Raw genomic sequence first — 16,658 nt, 5'->3', positions numbered from 1 at the left:
TTGTGCCGCGGTTTGGGACCCAGAAGCCCCGCGTCAGGATTGCGACAGGCTCACGCGCCGCGGATGGTGCGTGCCCAATCGCTGCCGACAAGCTTGTGTGAAGATGCGGCGGCCCTGCTCGAGGAGGGAACGGCCATACCGACCAAGACTGTTGAGAACCAGATAGAAGTGCCTGCTTCCCCGTCTGCGGTATGGGAGCGCGTGGTTCAACCCGACGGCATCAACTACGAGATGCGGCCCTGGATGACGATGAAGATGCCGCGTCGAGCGGTCGGATTGACAGTGGACACCGTGCCGTTGGGGCAGCCGATCGGTCGCGCGTGGCTCCGATTGTTCGGTTTCATCCCCTTCGACTTCGATCATCTGACGGTTGTCGAGGTCGAGGTGGGCGTCCGATTCCTCGAGCGCTCCACGATGTTGAGCATGCGCAGTTGGGAGCACGAGCGGCGGTTGACGCCGGTCCCTGGCGGCACCCGGGTTCATGATCGGGTCACCTTCCAGCCTCGGGTGCCTGTTCCAGGCCTCGCCGCAGTCCTCGCACGGGTGATCGATCCCTTCTTCAGGCATCGACAACGACGCTTGCGGCGGTATTTCGCAATCCGTTGACCGTCCACTGCGTCTTTCGGACGCGCACGCGCTGGGCCCTCGCGTCGCATTGCCCCGGCTCCGTCAGAGTCGCGCGCGGACTAGGAGCTCAAGTGAATCGCGGTTCCTGGTCCTGCCCCGCCACTCGCAGGCCGACGTCGCAGCCGATGGCGGGCCTCGCGGTCAGTGGACCCGCGCCACCACTGCATCGGTGGGGTCGTCGAAGGTGGAGGCGGGGGCGCGCCGCCACTCGCGCGGGGAGGCGCCCGCTCGACAGCATGCGCGCCGCCTTCGCCGAGGAAGGCATCGGGACCGACCTCGTGGCGAATGCCTGCGCAGGCTCCTCCCGGTGAACCCACCGAGCCTCAACGCCGTTGGAGCACCGTTGGCGCCGAAGCTGAAGAGACGTGGCTTCCGCCAGCCGTGATATCGTTGTATCGATATCGGAGGTGAGTGATGGAGCAGATTCTGATCCGCAACCTTCCCGTTGGGACCAAGGCGGCGCTGCGCAAGCGTGCCAAGCAGAGCCACCGGTCGGTGGAGGCCGAGGCGCGCGACGCGCTGACGAAGGCACTCAGTGACGAGCCTGTCACGATCGTCGATCTGCTGGGCACGGACGAGGGCGCTGACATTGAGTTCGAGCCCGAGCGGCTGGGGCTGACGGCTCGATCAGCGCACCTGTGAGGTACCTGCTGGACACCAACGTGGTGTCCGCGCTGCGGGTCCGCGGTCGGAACCTCGCGGTGGAGGCGTGGGCTACGTCGGTGCCGGTTGGCGACCAGTTCGTCTCGGCGTTGACCGTCGCGGAGATCGAGCGCAGCGTGGTCGCGAAGGAACGTACCGACGCAAGGCAGGGAGTGCTTCTTCGACGTTGGTTCGAGGACAACGTGCTGCCCGCGTTCGCGGACCGGGTGCTCCCGTTCGACTTGCCAGCGGCGCGAATCCTTGCTGGCTATCGGGTTCCCGAGCACGCGCCGTTCGACGACGCTCTCATCGCGGCGGTTGCGGAGTCTGCTGGAATGACGGTGGTGACGCGCAACGTCCGACACTTCGAGCCCCTCGGGGTGCCGGTCCATGATCCGTGGGACACGCCCACACCCGAGGGCTGACACCCGATCGGGCAAGACCTGACCGGACAACCTCACGGGCCGCTCGCCCCCGGTGTCGAGGATGATGCACGTCGACCACGGGCGCGGGTGCGGAGCCGGGTGGCGAGTCGTGAGCGGCCCGTGGATACGCGCCCCCAGACGACCTGCTGGAGAAGCAACGTCGCCCAGCCGGCGATGGCCATGCCCGCGACGTTGAGCAGCAGTTGCTGCACACTGCCCCAGATCTCCTCCGGGACACCGAAGGCGATGCCCAGGGCGATGTTGGCTGCTGCGGGAATCGTGGTGACGGAGATGAAGACGCCTGACAGTCCACCCACCCGAGCAGAGGTGAGGGCGAGGACCCCGGCGGCGGCGGCAATGAGCGCGACGATGAAGGACCACCGGTCGGGCGTGTAGATGAAGCCGGTGGCAGGCCGGATGGCCGTCACGTCCGCGACGCTGACCCAGCCGAGGCCGCGAGCGGCGAGAGCGGCGAGCGTGGTGACGGCGATGCCGACCGCGAATCCCAGCGCCAGCGCTCGAAGGGCCTGACCGAGGAGTCCGTGCCGGCGGCGGACGAGGGCCACGCCGAGAGCAGCGATGGCGCCGAACTCCGGTCCGATGACCATCGCGCCGATGACGAGGATCTGGGAGTCGAGGATGATCGCGATTCCGGCGATCAGGGTGGCCAGGCTGATCAGGCTGAGGAAGGTCCAGTTGGGCTCGGAGTCCTCGTAGGCCTGCTGCGTGACGTCGGCCCAGACGACGGAGTCCGCACCGCTGCCGGGGGCAAGTTGTTGAGCGGACAGGGCCCGGCTGGACATCCAAGCGCCTGCTGGGGCGATCTGGATGCTGCCTTCGTGCTGTACGCCGAGCTCCCGGAGCCGGTCGATGAGGTCGTTGGCTGCTTCGCGCGCGACGCTCGCGAGGATGAGATCGCCTTGAGGGCGCAGGGACGCGCCCGGGATCGAGGCGAGCTCGCTGACCGCTGGGTCGGAGGAGAGGGTCGCCAAGACGGCGGCAGTGAGGTTCGTCGGCGATGAGATCCGCAGGTTCAACATGGGCACCTCACGCCCGCGATGCTAGGGCAGTTCCGCACGCGCAGCCTGCGTTGTCGGCGACTCTTGACGACATCTTGTCGCCCCTGCGGACAGTGGGTCTTCCGCCGCAAAGGGGTGGCTATGACGCCTCGCCCCGGAAGGCGAGCAGCTCGAGGACGTGGTCGAGCCACGCGCGCTCGGCCGGCGGCACCGGCGCCGTGGTCTGTGCCTGCACTCGCTCTGCTCGGGGGAGGGCCGCCTCGTTCAGGGCGCGTCCGGCGTCCGTGAGCGCCACGAGGCGGCTTCGTCGGTCGGCCGGGTCCGGCCTGCTCACCACCAGGCCCCGGCGCGCCAGCCTGTCGATGACGCCGGACAGCGTCGCCTTGTCCAGCGCGATCAGCTCGACGAGCCGGGTCTGCCTGCTCTCGCCCGCCGTGCTCAGCGTCCGCAGCACCGCGTACTGAGGAGCCGTGAGCTCCTGGCCGAACTCCGCCGACCACTGCGAGGTGTGCACCTGCTGGGCCCTGCGGATGAGGTGACCGGGGGAGCTCCCCACCTTGGCCCAGGCCGGCTCCACGTCGGGGGTCAGGTGCGGCGGCACCTCGTCGGCCCGGGCGAGCCTGCGCAGGCCTTCGGTCGCTCGGGCGTGGTCCTCGGTCGGCACCGGAGCCAGCAGCTCCTCCCGCGCGGCCGCGACCAGGTCCAGCGTCTGACTCAGGACGAGCTCCGCCGAGGGCGTGAGGGCGAGCGTCTGGCGCCGCCCGTCATCGGGGTGCCGGGCGCGGCGGATCCAGCCTCCGGCCTCGAGCCGTCGCACGACGCCGGTCATCGTGGCCTTGTCGAGCGCCCCGATGGTGGCGACGGTCTGCATGTCGTGGGTCTCCGACTCCGCGACCACCGAGAGGACGGCGTACTGGGGCGCGGTCAGCGTGGGTCCGAAGGTCCTGGTCCAGATGGCGGTGTTGACCTGGTGGCAGCGGTGCAGCAGCTGGCCGAGCGTCCGCTCGTTCGTCATGGCGCCGAGCCTCCGTCCGATGATCGTCTGCAACTCCGGCGCCCAAACCCCGCTGAGTGAGGCTTGGTGTTGTCGGGCTGGTGGGAGACGCATAGTCTCGCGAAAACTAGTATGCACACAAACTAATCACGCAGGCGGTGCTCGACATGCAGATCCACCTCAACGGCTTCCACCACGGTGACCCCGACCTGAAGCCCGATGCGCAGATCGCACACGACACGGACGTCGTCGACGTCCTCGTGGTCGGCTCCGGCCCGGCCGGGTCGATCCTGGCGGCCCAGCTCGCCGACTTCCCGGAGATCTCGACCCGCTTCATCGAGCGGCGCGAGACCCCGATGACGCTCGGCCAGGCCGACGGTGTCGCCTGCCGCACGGTCGAGATGTTCAACGCCTTCGACCTCGCCCACAAGCTGCTGCGCGAGGCCTACCAGATCACCGAGACCGTCTTCTGGGGTCCGGACGAGAAGGGCGACATCCACCGCACCGGCCGCGTGCCCGACACCGAGGCCGGCCTGTCGGAGTTCCCCCATGTCATCGTCAACCAGGCCCGCCTGCAGCAGTACCTCGTCGACCGCGCAGCCGCCTCGCCGAGCCGGCTCCAGTGCGAGTACGGCATGGAGGTCGTCGGCATCGAGGTGCCCGCCGACCACGACCAGCCCCTCGAGGTGAAGGTGCGCCGGGCCGGCATGGCGGAGTCCGAGCCGGACCTGGTCATCAAGGCCCGCTACGTCGTGGGCTGCGACGGCGCGCGCAGCTCCATCCGCCGCGGGCTGGGCCTGGAGCTCAAGGGCGACTCGATGAACCACGCCTACGGCGTGCTCGACGTCCTGGCCGTCACCGACTTCCCCGACATCCGGCACAAGGCGATCATCCGCACCGACGGTGCCGGCGGCATCGGCATCATCCCGCGCGAGGGCGGCTTCCTCTCGCGCCTGTACGTCGACCTCGGCCCGATCGAGCCGGGCGACCAGACCTTCCGCACCACGGCGACCAAGGAGATGATCGTCGAGGCCGCGCAGAAGTACTTCACCCCCTACACCTTCGAGCCGAAGGAGATCCCGTGGTGGTCGATCTACGAGGTGGCGCAGCGCCTGACCGACCGCATGGACGACGTGCCCGAGGACGAGCGCGGTAGCCGTTCCCCGCGCGTCTTCATCGCCGGCGACGCCAGCCACACGCACAGCGCCAAGGCCGGCCAGGGCATGAACGTCTCGATGCAGGACACCTTCAACCTCGGCTGGAAGCTCGTCTCCGTGCTGCTCGGCCGCAGCCCGCAGAGCCTGCTCGACACCTACAACGAGGAGCGGCGCCCGGTCGCCAAGGAGCTCATCGAGTTCGACCGCTACTTCGCTGCCGCGATGGGGGGCAAGCGACCCGAGACCATGGACGAGAAGGAGGGGCGCCCCGACCTGGCCGGGGTCAAGGAGATCTTCCAGCAGGCGGGGCGCTACACCGCCGGCGTGGCGACGCACTACCCGATCGGGTCCACCCTGATCGGCGACGACGCCCACCAGAAGCTCGCCAACGGCTACCCGATCGGCTACCGCTTCCACTCCGCGCCGGTGGTCCGCCTGGCCGACGCCAAGCCTTACCACCTCGGCCACGTGCACAAGGCCGACGCCCGCTGGCGCCTCTTCGCCTTCGCCGACCAGGCGCCCGCCACGTCGGCCGAGTCCAAGCTCGGTGCGCTCGGCGAGTGGCTGATGACCGACCCCGAGTCGCCGGTGGTCAAGTACACCCCGCAGGGCGCGGACATCGACGCGGTGTTCGACGCGCACGCGGTCTACCAGCAGGGCTTCCAGGACTTCGACGTCGAGGACGTGCCGAGGATCTTCCTGCCGACCAAGGGCGCCCTCGGCCTCAAGGACTACGAGAAGGTCTTCACGCCCGACCTCGAGAACGAGGACATCTTCGACCTGCGGGAGATCGACCGCAGCGGCGCCCTGGTCATCGTGCGCCCGGACCAGTACGTCGCCCACGTGCTGCCGCTCGACGCGTACGACGAGATCGCGGCGTACTTCGCCCGGTTCATGACGCCCGTGTCGTAGGCCGCGGCTCAGGGCTGACGGGTCAGCCCTGAGCGGTGGTGCTGGTCGCGCGAAGCAGGCGAGTCGCGACGCGCACGCCGGGGCCGAGCCCGCTCAACTGGGTGACGAGCTCGTCCCCGGCGGCAGTGAGGGCGGCGTCGGTCATGGGGGCGAGGGCGTCGAGGATGAACAGCGCGGCCGTGGTGTCCGGCCTGAGCTGGGTGCGACGCCCTTGCCTCCAGTTCCAGCGACGGCAGGTGACGCCGGCGTCGTCGCACCACACCACCTCACCCGGCTCGGGGTGCTCCACCACCGGCTGCCCGTCCGCGACGACGTCGAAGGCCTCCGTGCCCGCCGCGCGCAGCAGGCGCGGGGCACCGACGTAGGCGGTCAGGTCCTCCCCGCCGAGGGGGACCTGGTGGATGACGCTGACGGCGTTGTAGATGTCGGTGAGCGGGTTCACCCGCGGCAGCCCCGAGCCGCCGACGGCGCGGCGCAGCAGGGCCTCGAGGCTGTTGCGGGTGCGTTGCGGCTTCGCACCGAACTGCCGGTACGCCTCACGCCAGGCGGCGACATGCGGCGTCTCCTCCACCGCCATGGTGGAGAGCAGCTCGGCAGCCGACTCCTCGGCGCGGACCAGCAGGCCTTCCGCCGTCCGGCCGGTCGCGTCGCTGGAGGACGGTGGCAGCCCGTCGACGGCGATGAGGAGCGCACGGTAGTCCGGACGCAGGGCGGCCACGGCGTCGTCGACACGCGCGCCGGAGAGGAACGCCTCCAGGTCAGTCATGGCCGGCCTCCGTCCTCGGGCCCGGACCCACGCCGGGGTCGATGGCGGACGGAAGCCGGCTCGCACTGGTGTCCATCAGTGCATCGTGCCCCACCGGTGCAACTACGACCGCTGCCGCGGGATGGGGTCCGACCCGCCGGCTAGATGACCGGGAGCTGGCCGCCGTCGATGGTCAGGGTCACTCCGGTCACCCACTGCGCACGGTCCGATACGAGGTAGGCGACGGTCTCGGCGATGTCGCGCGGATCCCCGGGGCGACCCAGGGGAACGTCGGCCGTGATGTCGGCCAAGGAGACGCCCATCGCGTCGGCGAACGTCTGGTTGATCGCGTCGGCACCGGGGGTGAGCACGTGGCCCGGCATGATCGTGGCGACGCGGATCCCGGCGGGAGCGAGCTCGGTGGCCAGCGCCTTGCTGTAGGCGTTGAGCGCAGCCTTGGCGGCGCTGTAGTGGGCCAGTGGCGGCACCGGCATGAGCGCCGCCACCGAGGAGATGTTGACGATCGCGCTGCCCGCGCCGGCCTCCCGCAGCGCCGGCAGCAGTGCGTGCGTGACCCGGATGGCGGAGAGGTAGTTGAGGTCCAGGGCGTCGAGCCATTCCTCGTCGGGGATGGCGGAAATACCGCCGAGGTGGGTCCGGGCGGCCCCCGCGTTGTTGACGACGATGTCGACGCCGCCGAGCCGGTCGAGTGCGTTTGCGGCGAGCTCCTGCGCGCCGGCGAGGGTGCTGAGGTCGCCTGGGATGAAGGTTGCGCCGCTCGGCGTCTCGTCGGTCACGGTGCGCGCCGTCGTGACGACGCTCGCGCCGCCGTCGAGCAGGCGCTGGACGATCGCGGCGCCGATCCCGCGGGAGCCTCCGGTGACGAGGGCGCGCTTGCCGGCGAGCTCGGTGTGGTCTGCTGGGCGAGGGGTTCTGAACATGCGGTCCACTATAGGCAGGTTATGGACCGATCGTCCAGAAGTTCTCGACCGAAAGTTCAGAACTGGCGTACACTCGGGGTATGGCGCGGCCCCGGAAGTTCGACGAGCAGACCGTCATCGAAGCCGCGCGGCGGCAGTTCAACGAGACCGGCTACCACGGCACCTCCGTCGACGATCTCTCCCGCGCTACGGGACTCAGCAAGGGCAGCCTCTACGGAGCGTTCGGCGACAAGGAGGCCTTGTTCCAGCGGGTCTTCGACGAGTACTGCACGGCCGCCGAGGAAGGCGCGGCGGCTCTGGTCCAGGGCCCCGAGAACGAGGCACTCGATCGGATCCGCGCGTGGCTCGCTGCGCCGGTGGCCGGGCCCAACCGCCGGGGCTGCCTGCTGGCCAGGGGCACCGCCGAGCTGGCGTGGGAGAACGACGCCATCGCCGCCCGCTCGCACGCTGCGTTCGAGTCGCTGTTCGCCAGCTGTCGGCAGCTTGTCGAGCAGGCTCAGGCCGCCGGGCACATCGACGCCGATGCGGACGCGGCCGTGCTCGGCGGACTGATCGTGGCGACGCATCGGGGACTCGAGGCGCTCGCCAAGGCAGGCGTGGACCCGGCAACCCTGCAACGCATCGCCACCACCGCAGTGGACAGCTTCGCTCGCCACCCGACCTCGCGAAGCGGATGAAGCTGTGCCGGGGCGTGCGCCCGAGGTGACGTCGAGCTGGTCCTGGCCTACTGGGCCCCGGGCCGGATGAGTCCGCTCTGGTAGGCGGCGACCACCAGCTGCGCTCGATCGCGGGCGCCCACCTTCATCATCGCGCGGTTCACATGGGTCTTGGCGGTCAGCGGCGACACGAAGAGGCGCTCGGCGATGTCGTCGTTGGTCAGGCCGTGGGCCACCAGGGCGACCACCTCGCGCTCCCTCTCGGTCAGCCCGGGCAGGAGCGTCGAGTCGACGGCGCCGGGAGACTCGGCCGCGACGGGCCTGGCGTAGCGGCTGATCAGCGCTCGCGTCGCCTTGGGGGAGAGCAGGGCGTCGCCGGCCGCCAGCGTCCTGATCGCCTGCATCAGGTCCTCGGGATCGACGCTCTTGCCGAGGAACCCGCTGGCGCCGGCCTCGACCGCTTCGAGGACGTACTCGTCGAGCTCGAAGGTCGTCAGGATGAGCACCCGCACGCCGGCCAGATCCTCGTCGGCGCAGATCAGGCGCGTCGCGCCCAGACCGTCCAGCTCGGGCATGCGGATGTCCATCACCACGACGTCGGCACGGGTCTTGCGGACCAGGTCGACCGCCTCCTGCCCGTTGGCGGCTTCCCCCACGACGCTCATGTCCGGCGCGGAGTCGATCAGCGACCTGAACCCCACCCGGATGAGCCCCTGGTCGTCCGCGATGACCACCCGGATGCTCATCGCTCCGCCCCCGCTCGGTCAGGCAGCCGGACCGACACCCGGAAGTGCCCGTCGGGCTCCTGGCGTGCGGTCATCTCCCCGCCAACCGCGGCGACGCGCTCACGCATCCCGATGAGGCCGAAGCCGGCGCCGTCAGCGGAGCGGACTGCGGCGGCTGCGTGGTCGTCGCCGACGGGGTTGGTGACCTCCAGTCCGATCTCGGTGGGCTCGTAGCAGATGGTCATGGTCGCCTGTCCGATTCCGTGCTTGTGGGCATTCGTGAGGGCTTCCTGGAGGACCCGGTAGGCCACCAGGTCTGCTCCGCCAGCGACAGCGCGGGGACTGCCGGACACAGACTGCCTGATGGCCAGGCCCAGGGACTGGAAGGAGGCCACCAGGTGGTGCACCTCGTCCAGACCCGGGGCGGGGGAGTGGGGATCCACCGCTTCGTCCGGCTGGCGGAGGACGTTCAACACGTCACCCAGCTCATCGAGGATCGCTCGCCCGGCTTCCCGCACGTGCTCGATCGCGGCGAGTGCCGCCGGCGGGTCGACGAGCACGAGATGACGAGCCACCGAGGCCTGGACGTTCACGATCGCGACGCGGTGCGCGACCACGTCGTGGAGCTCGCGCGCGATGCGCAGCCGCTCCTCCGCCACGCGCCGAGCGGCCTCCTCCTCGCGCATGCGGTCGGCCCGCTCCGCGCGCTCCTCGACCGCCACGACGAAGGCGCGACGAGACCGGACCGCCACTCCGACGGCGGTGGCGACGGCGAACGACGAGATGTACTGGAAGGCTGCGGGGTCGAGCGGCCACGGGCCCGTCACCAGCGTGACCGCGGCCGACACCGTCGCCAGTGACGCGGCCAAGGCCAGGATGGCGCTGCGTCGGTCGCGCAGGACGGCGAACGTGTACAAGGCCACGATCGTGGTGAGGACGATCCACGACGCTCCGCCCGCGAGCATGATGACGACCGCGGCGCCCAGGGTGGTGCCCGCCAGGACGATGCCGGGCCACCGGTGGCGTAGTGCCAACCCGGCGCAGGTCAGGATCGCGATGACCGCCGCCGCGCCCGAGAGCGAGGACCCGCCTGGGCGGTCGGGATCGGGGACGAGCACCACCATCGGCATGAGCCCCACCGCCACCAGCACGTCAACCACCACAGGGTTTCTCTCGTGGAGTGCGCGCAGGTCGCTGAGGACGGTCATACCCGGAGCCTACGAATCACACCGGGTCCGTGGCGTCCTCCGGCGGCAGTACACCGGCGTACCGCCGAGGCGGTACCTCGACGCTGCCCGGCCTCTGCGCTGCTGCGCGTGCAGCAGCCACAGGTGTCTGCGGCTGCACGACGCGGGAAGGCACCTCCGCCGAGCAGGCTTCTCTCAACGCCGGAAGCCCCGGTCTCACAAGGAGAACACCATGATCGAACTACAGCACCTGACCAAGCGGTACGGCTCCAAGACCGTCGTCGACGACCTGACCGTCACCGTGCAGCCCGGTGTCGTCACCGGCTTCCTGGGGCCCAACGGTGCGGGGAAGTCGACCACGATGCGGATGCTGGTGGGTCTCGAGGACCCGACCAGCGGACGCGCCACCGTCAACGGCCGTCCGTACCGCGACCACCCCACGCCGATCCGCGAGCTCGGAGTCCTGCTGGACGCCGGCGCCCGGCACCCCGGCCGCTCCGCCCGCAACCACCTGCTGGCCCAGGCCCACACGCACGGACTGCCGGTGAGTCGGGTCGACGAGATGCTCGAGCTGGTCGGGCTCGCCGACGTCGCCAAGGACCGGGTCGGGGGATTCTCCCTCGGGATGGGCCAGCGGCTCGGGATCGCCGGCGCCCTGCTCGGAGATCCCCAGACGGTCGTGCTGGACGAGCCGGTCAACGGGCTCGACCCCGACGGCATCCGCTGGATCCGCGAGCTGCTCCGCAGCCTCGCCGCCGAGGGCCGGACGGTGTTCGTCTCCTCGCACCTGATGACGGAGATGGCGATGACCGCGGAGCATCTGGTCATCCTGGGCCGCGGGAAGCTCATCGCCGACCTCCCGGTGGCCGAGCTGATGAGCAGGTCCATCCGCAGCGTCCGGGTCCGCAGCCCCCAGGCGGCTCTGCTGCAGCCGCTCCTCACCGGCGAGGGCGTCACCGTGACGACGGAGCCGGACGGCTCCCTCGACGTCATCGGCCTCACGCCCGAGCAGATCGGCGCCCGAGCCAGCGAGGCCTCCATCCCCGTGCACGAGCTCAGCAGCAAGCAGGCGTCTCTCGAAGAGGCGTTCATGGAGCTCACCCGAGACGCCGTCGAGTACGCCGGCGAGACCACCACCACCGCGCACCCCGCAGACGAGAGGACAGTCCGATGAGTACCCAGGCAACCGCACCCGTAGGTGTTCCGGCCGCTCCAGGCCGCATCACCATGAGCAACGTGATGCGCTCGGAGTGGACCAAGCTCCGGTCGGTGAGGAGCAACGTCGTCACGCTCGCCGCTTCGGCAGGCGCGCTGCTGTTCATCGGCCTGATCTTCTCCGCCATGATCGGCGGGGTGGTCGGGAACCCGCCGGAGGACGCCGGGGACGACCCCGCCGGGGCAGCCCTCGCCGGGGTCCAGGTCGCGCAGCTCATCATCGGCGTGCTCGGTGTCCTCGCCATCACCAGCGAGTACAGCACCGGGACGATCCGGACCACGCTGACGGCGGTGCCGTCCCGGCTCCCCGTGCTCTGGGCCAAGGTCGCGGTCGTGGCCCTCGCGACGTTCTCGGTGCTCGGAGTGACCGCCTTCGTCACGTTCTTCGCCGGCCAAGCCCTGATCGGCAGCGGCGACGTCGACACCGCGACGCTGAGCGACCCCGGCGTCCTGCGGGCCGTCATCGGCTCCGCTGCCTTCCTGATGGGCACGGCGCTGCTGGGGCTGGCTCTGGGCGGCATCCTGCGCAGCACGGCGGGGGCGATCTCGACCCTGTTCGGGATCATCTTCGTCCTCCCCGGCCTGGGCTTCATCCTGCTCCCTGAGAGCGTGCGGGAGGACCTCCTGCAGTACCTGCCGACCACGGCCGGGAGCTCCTTCACCTCGGTGGCGCCGGACACCTCCCAGCTCAGCCCGGGCATGGGGGCGGCGGTCTTCGCGGCCTGGATCCTGGTCCCCCTCCTGGGAGCCGCTGTCGCGTTCGTGCGTCGGCCTGCATGACCGCGTCGTTCCACCCACTGCCGCCCGTTGCCTCTTGAGGCAGCGGGCGGCAGTCGGCTGAGAGCCGTGCCGATCGTCGCCACCTTCGTCATGAGACCCGCCCTTCCCACGGGGCCGAGGGGTGCCTAGCGTCGTCTTCGCACGGACCGCACCGACCGCACCGACCGCAGGGAGACGTCATGCAGGCACGCACGCTCGGCGGGCAGGGGCTGGAGGTCTCCGCCGTGGGCCTCGGGTGCATGGGGATGAGCCAGTCGTTCGGGCCGCCCCCTCCGCGGCCGGAGATGATCGCCTTCCTCCGCGCCGCGGTGGAGCGGGGCGTCACCTTCTTCGACACCGCCCAGGTCTACGGCCCGTTCCACAACGAGGAGCTCGTGGGCGAGGGACTCGAGCCGGTCCGCGACCAGGTCGTCATCGCCACCAAGTTCGGCTTCGCGTTCGACGATCGGGGCGAGGCCCGCGTGTCCAGCCGACCGGACGACGTCAGGGCCGGCGTCGAGGGCTCGCTGCGGCGCCTGCGCACGGACGCCATCGACCTGCTCTACCAGCACCGGGTCGACCCCGACGTCCCGATCGAGGAGGTGGCCGGAACCGTCAAGGAGCTCATCGAGGCGGGCAAGGTCCGCCACTTCGGCCTGTCCGAGGCCGGGGTCGCGACGATCCGTCGCGCCCACGCGGTGCAGCCGGTCACCGCGCTGCAGAGCGAGTACTCGCTGTTCTGGCGCGAGCCCGAGGAGGAGATCCTGCCGACGCTGGACGAGCTCGGCATCGGCTTCGTGCCGTTCAGCCCCCTCGGCCGCGGGCTGCTGACCGGACAGGTCACGGCGGAGACCCGGTTCGGCGAGCAGGACATCCGCGCCACGCTGCCGCGCTTCGAGCGGGAGGCACTCCAGGCGAACCTCGCGCTGGTGGACGTGGTGCGGGCGGTGGCCGAGCGCACGAACGCCACGCCCGGGCAGGTGGCGCTGGCCTGGCTGCTCGCCCAGAGGCCGTCGCTCGTGCCGATCCCCGGCACAAGGCGCCTCGAGCGGCTCGAGGAGAACCTCGCCTCGGCGCAGCTGGACCTCAGCGCCGACGATCTCGCCGAGCTCGACGACGGGTCGGCCCGGGTGCAGGTCGTGGGCGAGCGCTACCCCGAGGCGATGCAGCGGATGATCGACCGCTGACCGACGCGGCCCCGCTCACCGGGTCTCAGGGCTCGCGGATCCTCAGGGCAGGTCGAGGCGGGGCGGGGCGGCCCAGGTGCCGTAGCCCTGCCCCTTGGCACCAGGCGGGTTGGCGCCGATGGTCGGCCACAGCAGGCCCTCGGTGTAGGACGCGGGGGAGACCACGTGGGTGGCGTCGGGCGCCCGGGTGGCGTGGGCGTCGCGCCACTCCTGAGGGAGCTGGTACCAGGTGCCGACGAACCACATCTTGATGACGTTGCGCGCGACCGGACCGAGCCGGTCGTCGCTGAGGATGCGCGCGCGCAGGCCCCGGTCGAGGACGCCCTCGTCACCGGCGGCGGTCGCGTGGACCTCCGCCGAGGTGGCGAGCAGGTCGGCGAGGACGCCGTCGCCGCTCGCGTCACGGGTGGTCTCGAGGTAGGGCTCGGCCTGCCCGGTGCCGCGCAGTCGGAACCGGGAGTAGCCGGTGAGGGTAGCCGAGAGCTCGAGGAACGCCTCGAGGACGTCGTGGTCGCCGGTCATGGTCAGGACACCTCCACAGGAGCGGGGCCACGGAAGACCGGGGCCGCGTTGACGCCGGGCTCGCCGGGCATCGGGTTGCGCATGATCTGGGAGGCGAGCTCCTTGATGTGGAACATGTCGCCAACCGCCGGGACCAGCAGGTCGGGGCGCCCGGAGAACGCCTGGTCCAGGCAGGCCAGGAACTCGCCGTACGCCGTGCTGTAGGCCAGGACCGCGTCGCGCAGCTCGCCGGGCTCGGCGTAGTCGGCGAGCTGGGCGTCGGCCTTGACCGGGTAGACCGCGTCCCAGTCGATCGCGAGCTCCGGCCCGGTGGGGCTGCCGCCGGTGTCCCCGGGCTGGTAGTAGCGACCGAGGAGCAGCTGCTCGAAGCGGTAGTAGTGCGCCAGCTCGCCCTCCTCGTCGAAGATGGCGCCGCCCAGGCCCTCGCCCTGCTCGCTGATCGTGCGCATCGCCTCGGCCGCGGAGTCCAGGTCGGTGACCTTGGTGATCGCGCCGCCGCCGGAGTAGTAGTACTCCGGGCCGACCTGGCGTGCCGGGTCGCCGCAGAACAGCGCGTCGCCCATCTCGTCGTGGAGCCGGCGGATGCCGTCGCCGATCTCGGCGTAGAACTCGCCGATGCTGTAGAAGTGCAGGTCGTCCTCGTGCGCGTCGACGGCCGGCAGCAGGGCGCGCGACGAGCGGTCGCGCGCCACGAACCTGCCCTCACCCTCGGCCACGGCCGGGCGCTCGATCTGCAGGAAGGTCGCGATGGTCTCCTTCGAGAACGCGCGGGTGCCGACCTCGAAGTCGGTCTCCCCGTCGGGCAGGTGGGCCGGGTACGTCGGCACGAACCCCTCGGCGGCGAGGGCGGTGTCGCCCCCGACGGCGTTGAGCAGGTTGGCGGCAAGGGTCAGGTGGAGCATCTCCTCGACCGCGACGACCCGGATCACCCGGTAGGCGTCCGCGTTGGTCGTCGGGTGCATCGAGTAGAGGGCGGTGAGGTACGGCGGGATCGTGGCGTGCTCCAGCTGCATCGCGATGTGCAGGTAGGAGTGCAGGTCCTCGACGGTGGCGATGCGGCGCAGGGTCATCTGGTCAGCCCCCGATGGTGACGGTCGGTCGGATGGTCAGCTCGGCGGCGATGCTCTCGGCGGTCCGGAACGACAGGGCCGCCAGCGTGAGCGTCGTGTTGGAGGTGCCGATGCTCGGCATGCTGCCGGGCCCGACGAGGTAGAGGTTCGCGTGGTCCCACGAGCGCTGGTTCACGTCCACGACCGAGTCGTGGCTGCTCTCGCCCATGATGTGGGTGCCGGCCCAGTGGTTGCCGCCGCGGATCACGAAGCCCTCGCCCTGGTAGGCGACGTAGCCGGGATCCAGCGGGTCGTAGTGGGTCCGGTCCTCGGCACCCAGGCGCTGGAAGATCCGCCGCGAGATCCGCCGGGAGGCGGCGACGCCGTCCATCGTGTACTCCGGCAGCGAGTAGGACAGCACCGGGCGCAGGTTGCCCATCGCGTCGACGTAGCGGCTGTCGACAGTGATCCGGTTGCTGGGCTCCGGCATCAGCTCGACCATGAAGGAGAGCATCAGCTGGCGCGAGATCCGGTCCACCGCGCCCCGCCGCAGCGCGGCGCCGTACAGGTTGGCGTCGTCGACCAGCTCGACCAGGTCCGTGTACGGCGAGCCCGTGGGCCAGGCCCAGCCGTCGTTGTGGATGCTCACGCGCATCGCGGCGTGGTCCTTGCGGAAGCCGCCGGCGCGCAGGTCCTCGATGCCCGAGGTGCACTGCGAGCCGCGCATGGTGCCGGCGATCTCGGGCAGCAGCGCCCAGGTGAGCAGGTAGGCGTGGTCCATCAGGTTGCGCCCGACCAGGCCGTTGCTGCCGGGCAGGCCCGAGGCCAGCAGCAGCCGGGCGTTCTCGACCGGGTTGGCGGCGAGCACGTAGGCGCGGGCCCGCAGCGACCCGGTGACGTGCTCGGGCGACGTCGTCGACCCGTAGGCCTGGTAGTCGATGTGGCTGATGAGCCCGTCCTCGCCGACGTGCACCTGCGAGGCGATGGTCTGGCTCAGGATGTCGACGCGGCCGGTCTGCAGGCCGAAGGCGAGCGTCTTGCGCGCGTTGTACTTCGCCTGGACGGGGCACAGCGGGACGCAGTTGATGTTGCCCTGGCAGCGACCGCCCTCCTCGACCTGGTGGGTGCTCACGGCGCCGACGGGGACGTAGCCCTTGCCGCCGTCGTACGCCGCGTTGGGGATGCTGTTGCGGGCCTGCGCGGTGGGGCGGACCGTGAGCGTGCACGTGGTGTCGCCGAGCGTGATCTCGGTGCCGTCGAGGTCGCGGGCGACGATCTGGTCGAGGTAGGACTTCGGCAGGCCGTGCATCGGGAACTCGTAGCCCGGGGGGAACGTGATCCCGTAGAAGGTCTGGTCCGCCACGTCCGCGGAGACGCCGAGCTCGAGCTCGGCCTGGCGGTAGTAGGGCTCCAGGTCGTCGTAGCCGAGGGGCCAGTCCCGGCCCTGCCCGAAGCGGCTGCGCATCTCGAAGTCCTCGGGGAGCATGCGCAGCGCCTTGCCCTCCCAGTGCATCGTCGTGCCGCCGAGCACCCGGGTGTAGGTGCTGTCCATCTCGTAGGGGCCGTTCTGGATCAGGTATCCCGTGGAGTCCGGGTGCCCCGGCTGGAGACGGCGCACGTCGGGAGAGCGCGGCATCGGCGCGTTGGGGTTGACCTCGTAGGCGGAGTTGTTGTCCTTGGCGGCCGCCCCGTAGAACCGGGTCAGGTAGCTCTCGTAGTCGGCCACCGAGAGCTCGTCGCCCGGCCCGGCCTCGACGACGAGGACCCGAAGGCCCTTCTCGGCCGAGGCGCGGGCGACGATGGCGCCGCTGACACCGGAGCCGACGACGAGTACGTCGTACTCGGTGCGCGCAGCGGTCGCGTGGTCGATCTGAGCTGGCATGGTCGAACTCTCCC

General features: G+C 70.6%; 17 protein-coding genes. 8 read left to right on the top strand and 9 right to left on the bottom strand.

What is annotated here, in order from left to right; genetic code table 11:
* Positions 1–63: 63 nt before the first annotated feature.
* From LQ940_RS15370 to LQ940_RS15360, 3 genes are all read left to right on the top strand, one after another.
* Positions 64–606, top strand: coding sequence for an SRPBCC family protein (locus tag LQ940_RS15370; protein WP_231244386.1), 543 nt, complete (start codon positions 64–66; stop codon positions 604–606).
* Between the two features lie 435 nt (positions 607–1,041).
* Positions 1,042–1,269, top strand: a complete 228-nt coding sequence (locus LQ940_RS15365) for a FitA-like ribbon-helix-helix domain-containing protein (protein ID WP_231244385.1) — start codon at positions 1,042–1,044, stop codon at positions 1,267–1,269.
* A complete protein-coding gene (locus LQ940_RS15360) occupies positions 1,266–1,694 on the top strand; it encodes a type II toxin-antitoxin system VapC family toxin (protein WP_231244384.1) in 429 nt (142 codons plus the stop codon). The genes LQ940_RS15365 and LQ940_RS15360 overlap by 4 nt, the downstream gene beginning before the upstream one ends.
* A 32-nt stretch (positions 1,695–1,726) precedes the next feature.
* Here LQ940_RS15360 and LQ940_RS15355 read toward each other — a convergent pair whose 3' ends face one another.
* Together LQ940_RS15355 and LQ940_RS21780 are read right to left on the bottom strand one after the other, a co-directional pair.
* Positions 1,727–2,734, bottom strand: a complete 1,008-nt coding sequence (locus tag LQ940_RS15355) for a DUF389 domain-containing protein (protein ID WP_231244387.1) — start codon at positions 2,732–2,734, stop codon at positions 1,727–1,729.
* Positions 2,735–2,852: 118 nt separating this feature from the next.
* Positions 2,853–3,728, bottom strand: coding sequence for a MarR family winged helix-turn-helix transcriptional regulator (locus LQ940_RS21780; RefSeq protein WP_269214989.1), 876 nt, complete (start codon positions 3,726–3,728; stop codon positions 2,853–2,855).
* A gap of 146 nt (positions 3,729–3,874) precedes the next feature.
* Between LQ940_RS21780 and LQ940_RS15340 the strand changes: the two genes are divergently transcribed.
* The gene (locus tag LQ940_RS15340) at positions 3,875–5,776 is read left to right on the top strand and encodes an FAD-dependent monooxygenase (protein WP_231244383.1); all 1,902 of its coding nucleotides are present in this window, start codon (positions 3,875–3,877) and stop codon (positions 5,774–5,776) included.
* A 22-nt stretch (positions 5,777–5,798) separates the two neighbouring features.
* On the opposite strand, the gene LQ940_RS15335 is transcribed toward LQ940_RS15340, so the two are convergent.
* Positions 5,799–6,542 (bottom strand): B3/B4 domain-containing protein, encoded by a 744-nt coding sequence (locus LQ940_RS15335; RefSeq protein WP_231244382.1) that lies wholly within the window; start codon positions 6,540–6,542, stop codon positions 5,799–5,801.
* A gap of 140 nt (positions 6,543–6,682) precedes the next feature.
* Entirely contained in the window at positions 6,683–7,462 is a 780-nt protein-coding gene (locus LQ940_RS15330) for an SDR family oxidoreductase (RefSeq protein ID WP_231244381.1), read from the bottom strand.
* An 80-nt stretch (positions 7,463–7,542) separates the two neighbouring features.
* On the opposite strand from LQ940_RS15330, the gene LQ940_RS15325 reads away from it, so the two are divergent.
* Positions 7,543–8,139: a TetR/AcrR family transcriptional regulator gene (locus tag LQ940_RS15325; protein ID WP_231244380.1), complete on the top strand. Its 597-nt coding sequence runs from the start codon at positions 7,543–7,545 to the stop codon at positions 8,137–8,139.
* Between the two features lie 47 nt (positions 8,140–8,186).
* Here the strand turns inward: LQ940_RS15325 and LQ940_RS15320 are convergent, their stop codons facing one another.
* Positions 8,187–8,864: a response regulator transcription factor gene (locus LQ940_RS15320; RefSeq protein ID WP_231244379.1), complete on the bottom strand. Its 678-nt coding sequence runs from the start codon at positions 8,862–8,864 to the stop codon at positions 8,187–8,189.
* Positions 8,861–10,051, bottom strand: coding sequence for a sensor histidine kinase (locus LQ940_RS15315; protein WP_231244378.1), 1,191 nt, complete (start codon positions 10,049–10,051; stop codon positions 8,861–8,863). Before LQ940_RS15315 ends, LQ940_RS15320 begins: the two co-directional genes overlap by 4 nt.
* A 211-nt stretch (positions 10,052–10,262) precedes the next feature.
* Here LQ940_RS15315 and LQ940_RS15310 point away from each other — a divergent pair, with 211 nt between their 5' ends.
* The 3 genes from LQ940_RS15310 to LQ940_RS15300 all read left to right on the top strand — a co-directional run bounded on the left by LQ940_RS15310 (position 10,263) and on the right by LQ940_RS15300 (position 13,191).
* Complete coding sequence (locus LQ940_RS15310; protein ID WP_231244377.1) at positions 10,263–11,204, top strand: ABC transporter ATP-binding protein; 942 nt, start codon at positions 10,263–10,265, stop codon at positions 11,202–11,204.
* Between the two features lie 53 nt (positions 11,205–11,257).
* On the top strand, positions 11,258–12,025 hold the full coding sequence (locus LQ940_RS15305; protein WP_231244376.1) for an ABC transporter permease subunit: 768 nt from the start codon (positions 11,258–11,260) through the stop codon (positions 12,023–12,025).
* A 179-nt stretch (positions 12,026–12,204) separates the two neighbouring features.
* A complete protein-coding gene (locus LQ940_RS15300) occupies positions 12,205–13,191 on the top strand; it encodes an aldo/keto reductase (protein ID WP_231244375.1) in 987 nt (328 codons plus the stop codon).
* 42 nt (positions 13,192–13,233) lie between these two features.
* Here the strand turns inward: LQ940_RS15300 and LQ940_RS15295 are convergent, their stop codons facing one another.
* The 3 genes from LQ940_RS15295 to LQ940_RS15285 are packed head-to-tail and all read right to left on the bottom strand — an operon-like array spanning position 13,234 to position 16,644.
* Positions 13,234–13,713, bottom strand: coding sequence for a hypothetical protein (locus tag LQ940_RS15295; protein WP_231244374.1), 480 nt, complete (start codon positions 13,711–13,713; stop codon positions 13,234–13,236).
* 2 nt (positions 13,714–13,715) lie between these two features.
* Positions 13,716–14,783: a ferritin-like domain-containing protein gene (locus LQ940_RS15290; protein WP_231244373.1), complete on the bottom strand. Its 1,068-nt coding sequence runs from the start codon at positions 14,781–14,783 to the stop codon at positions 13,716–13,718.
* A 4-nt stretch (positions 14,784–14,787) separates the two neighbouring features.
* Positions 14,788–16,644 (bottom strand): GMC family oxidoreductase, encoded by a 1,857-nt coding sequence (locus LQ940_RS15285; protein WP_231244372.1) that lies wholly within the window; start codon positions 16,642–16,644, stop codon positions 14,788–14,790.
* Positions 16,645–16,658: the final 14 nt, after the last annotated feature.

Source organism: Nocardioides sp. cx-173, assembly GCF_021117365.1.
Classification (GTDB): domain Bacteria; phylum Actinomycetota; class Actinomycetes; order Propionibacteriales; family Nocardioidaceae; genus Nocardioides.
This window is presented reverse-complemented; position numbering and strand designations above follow the sequence as displayed.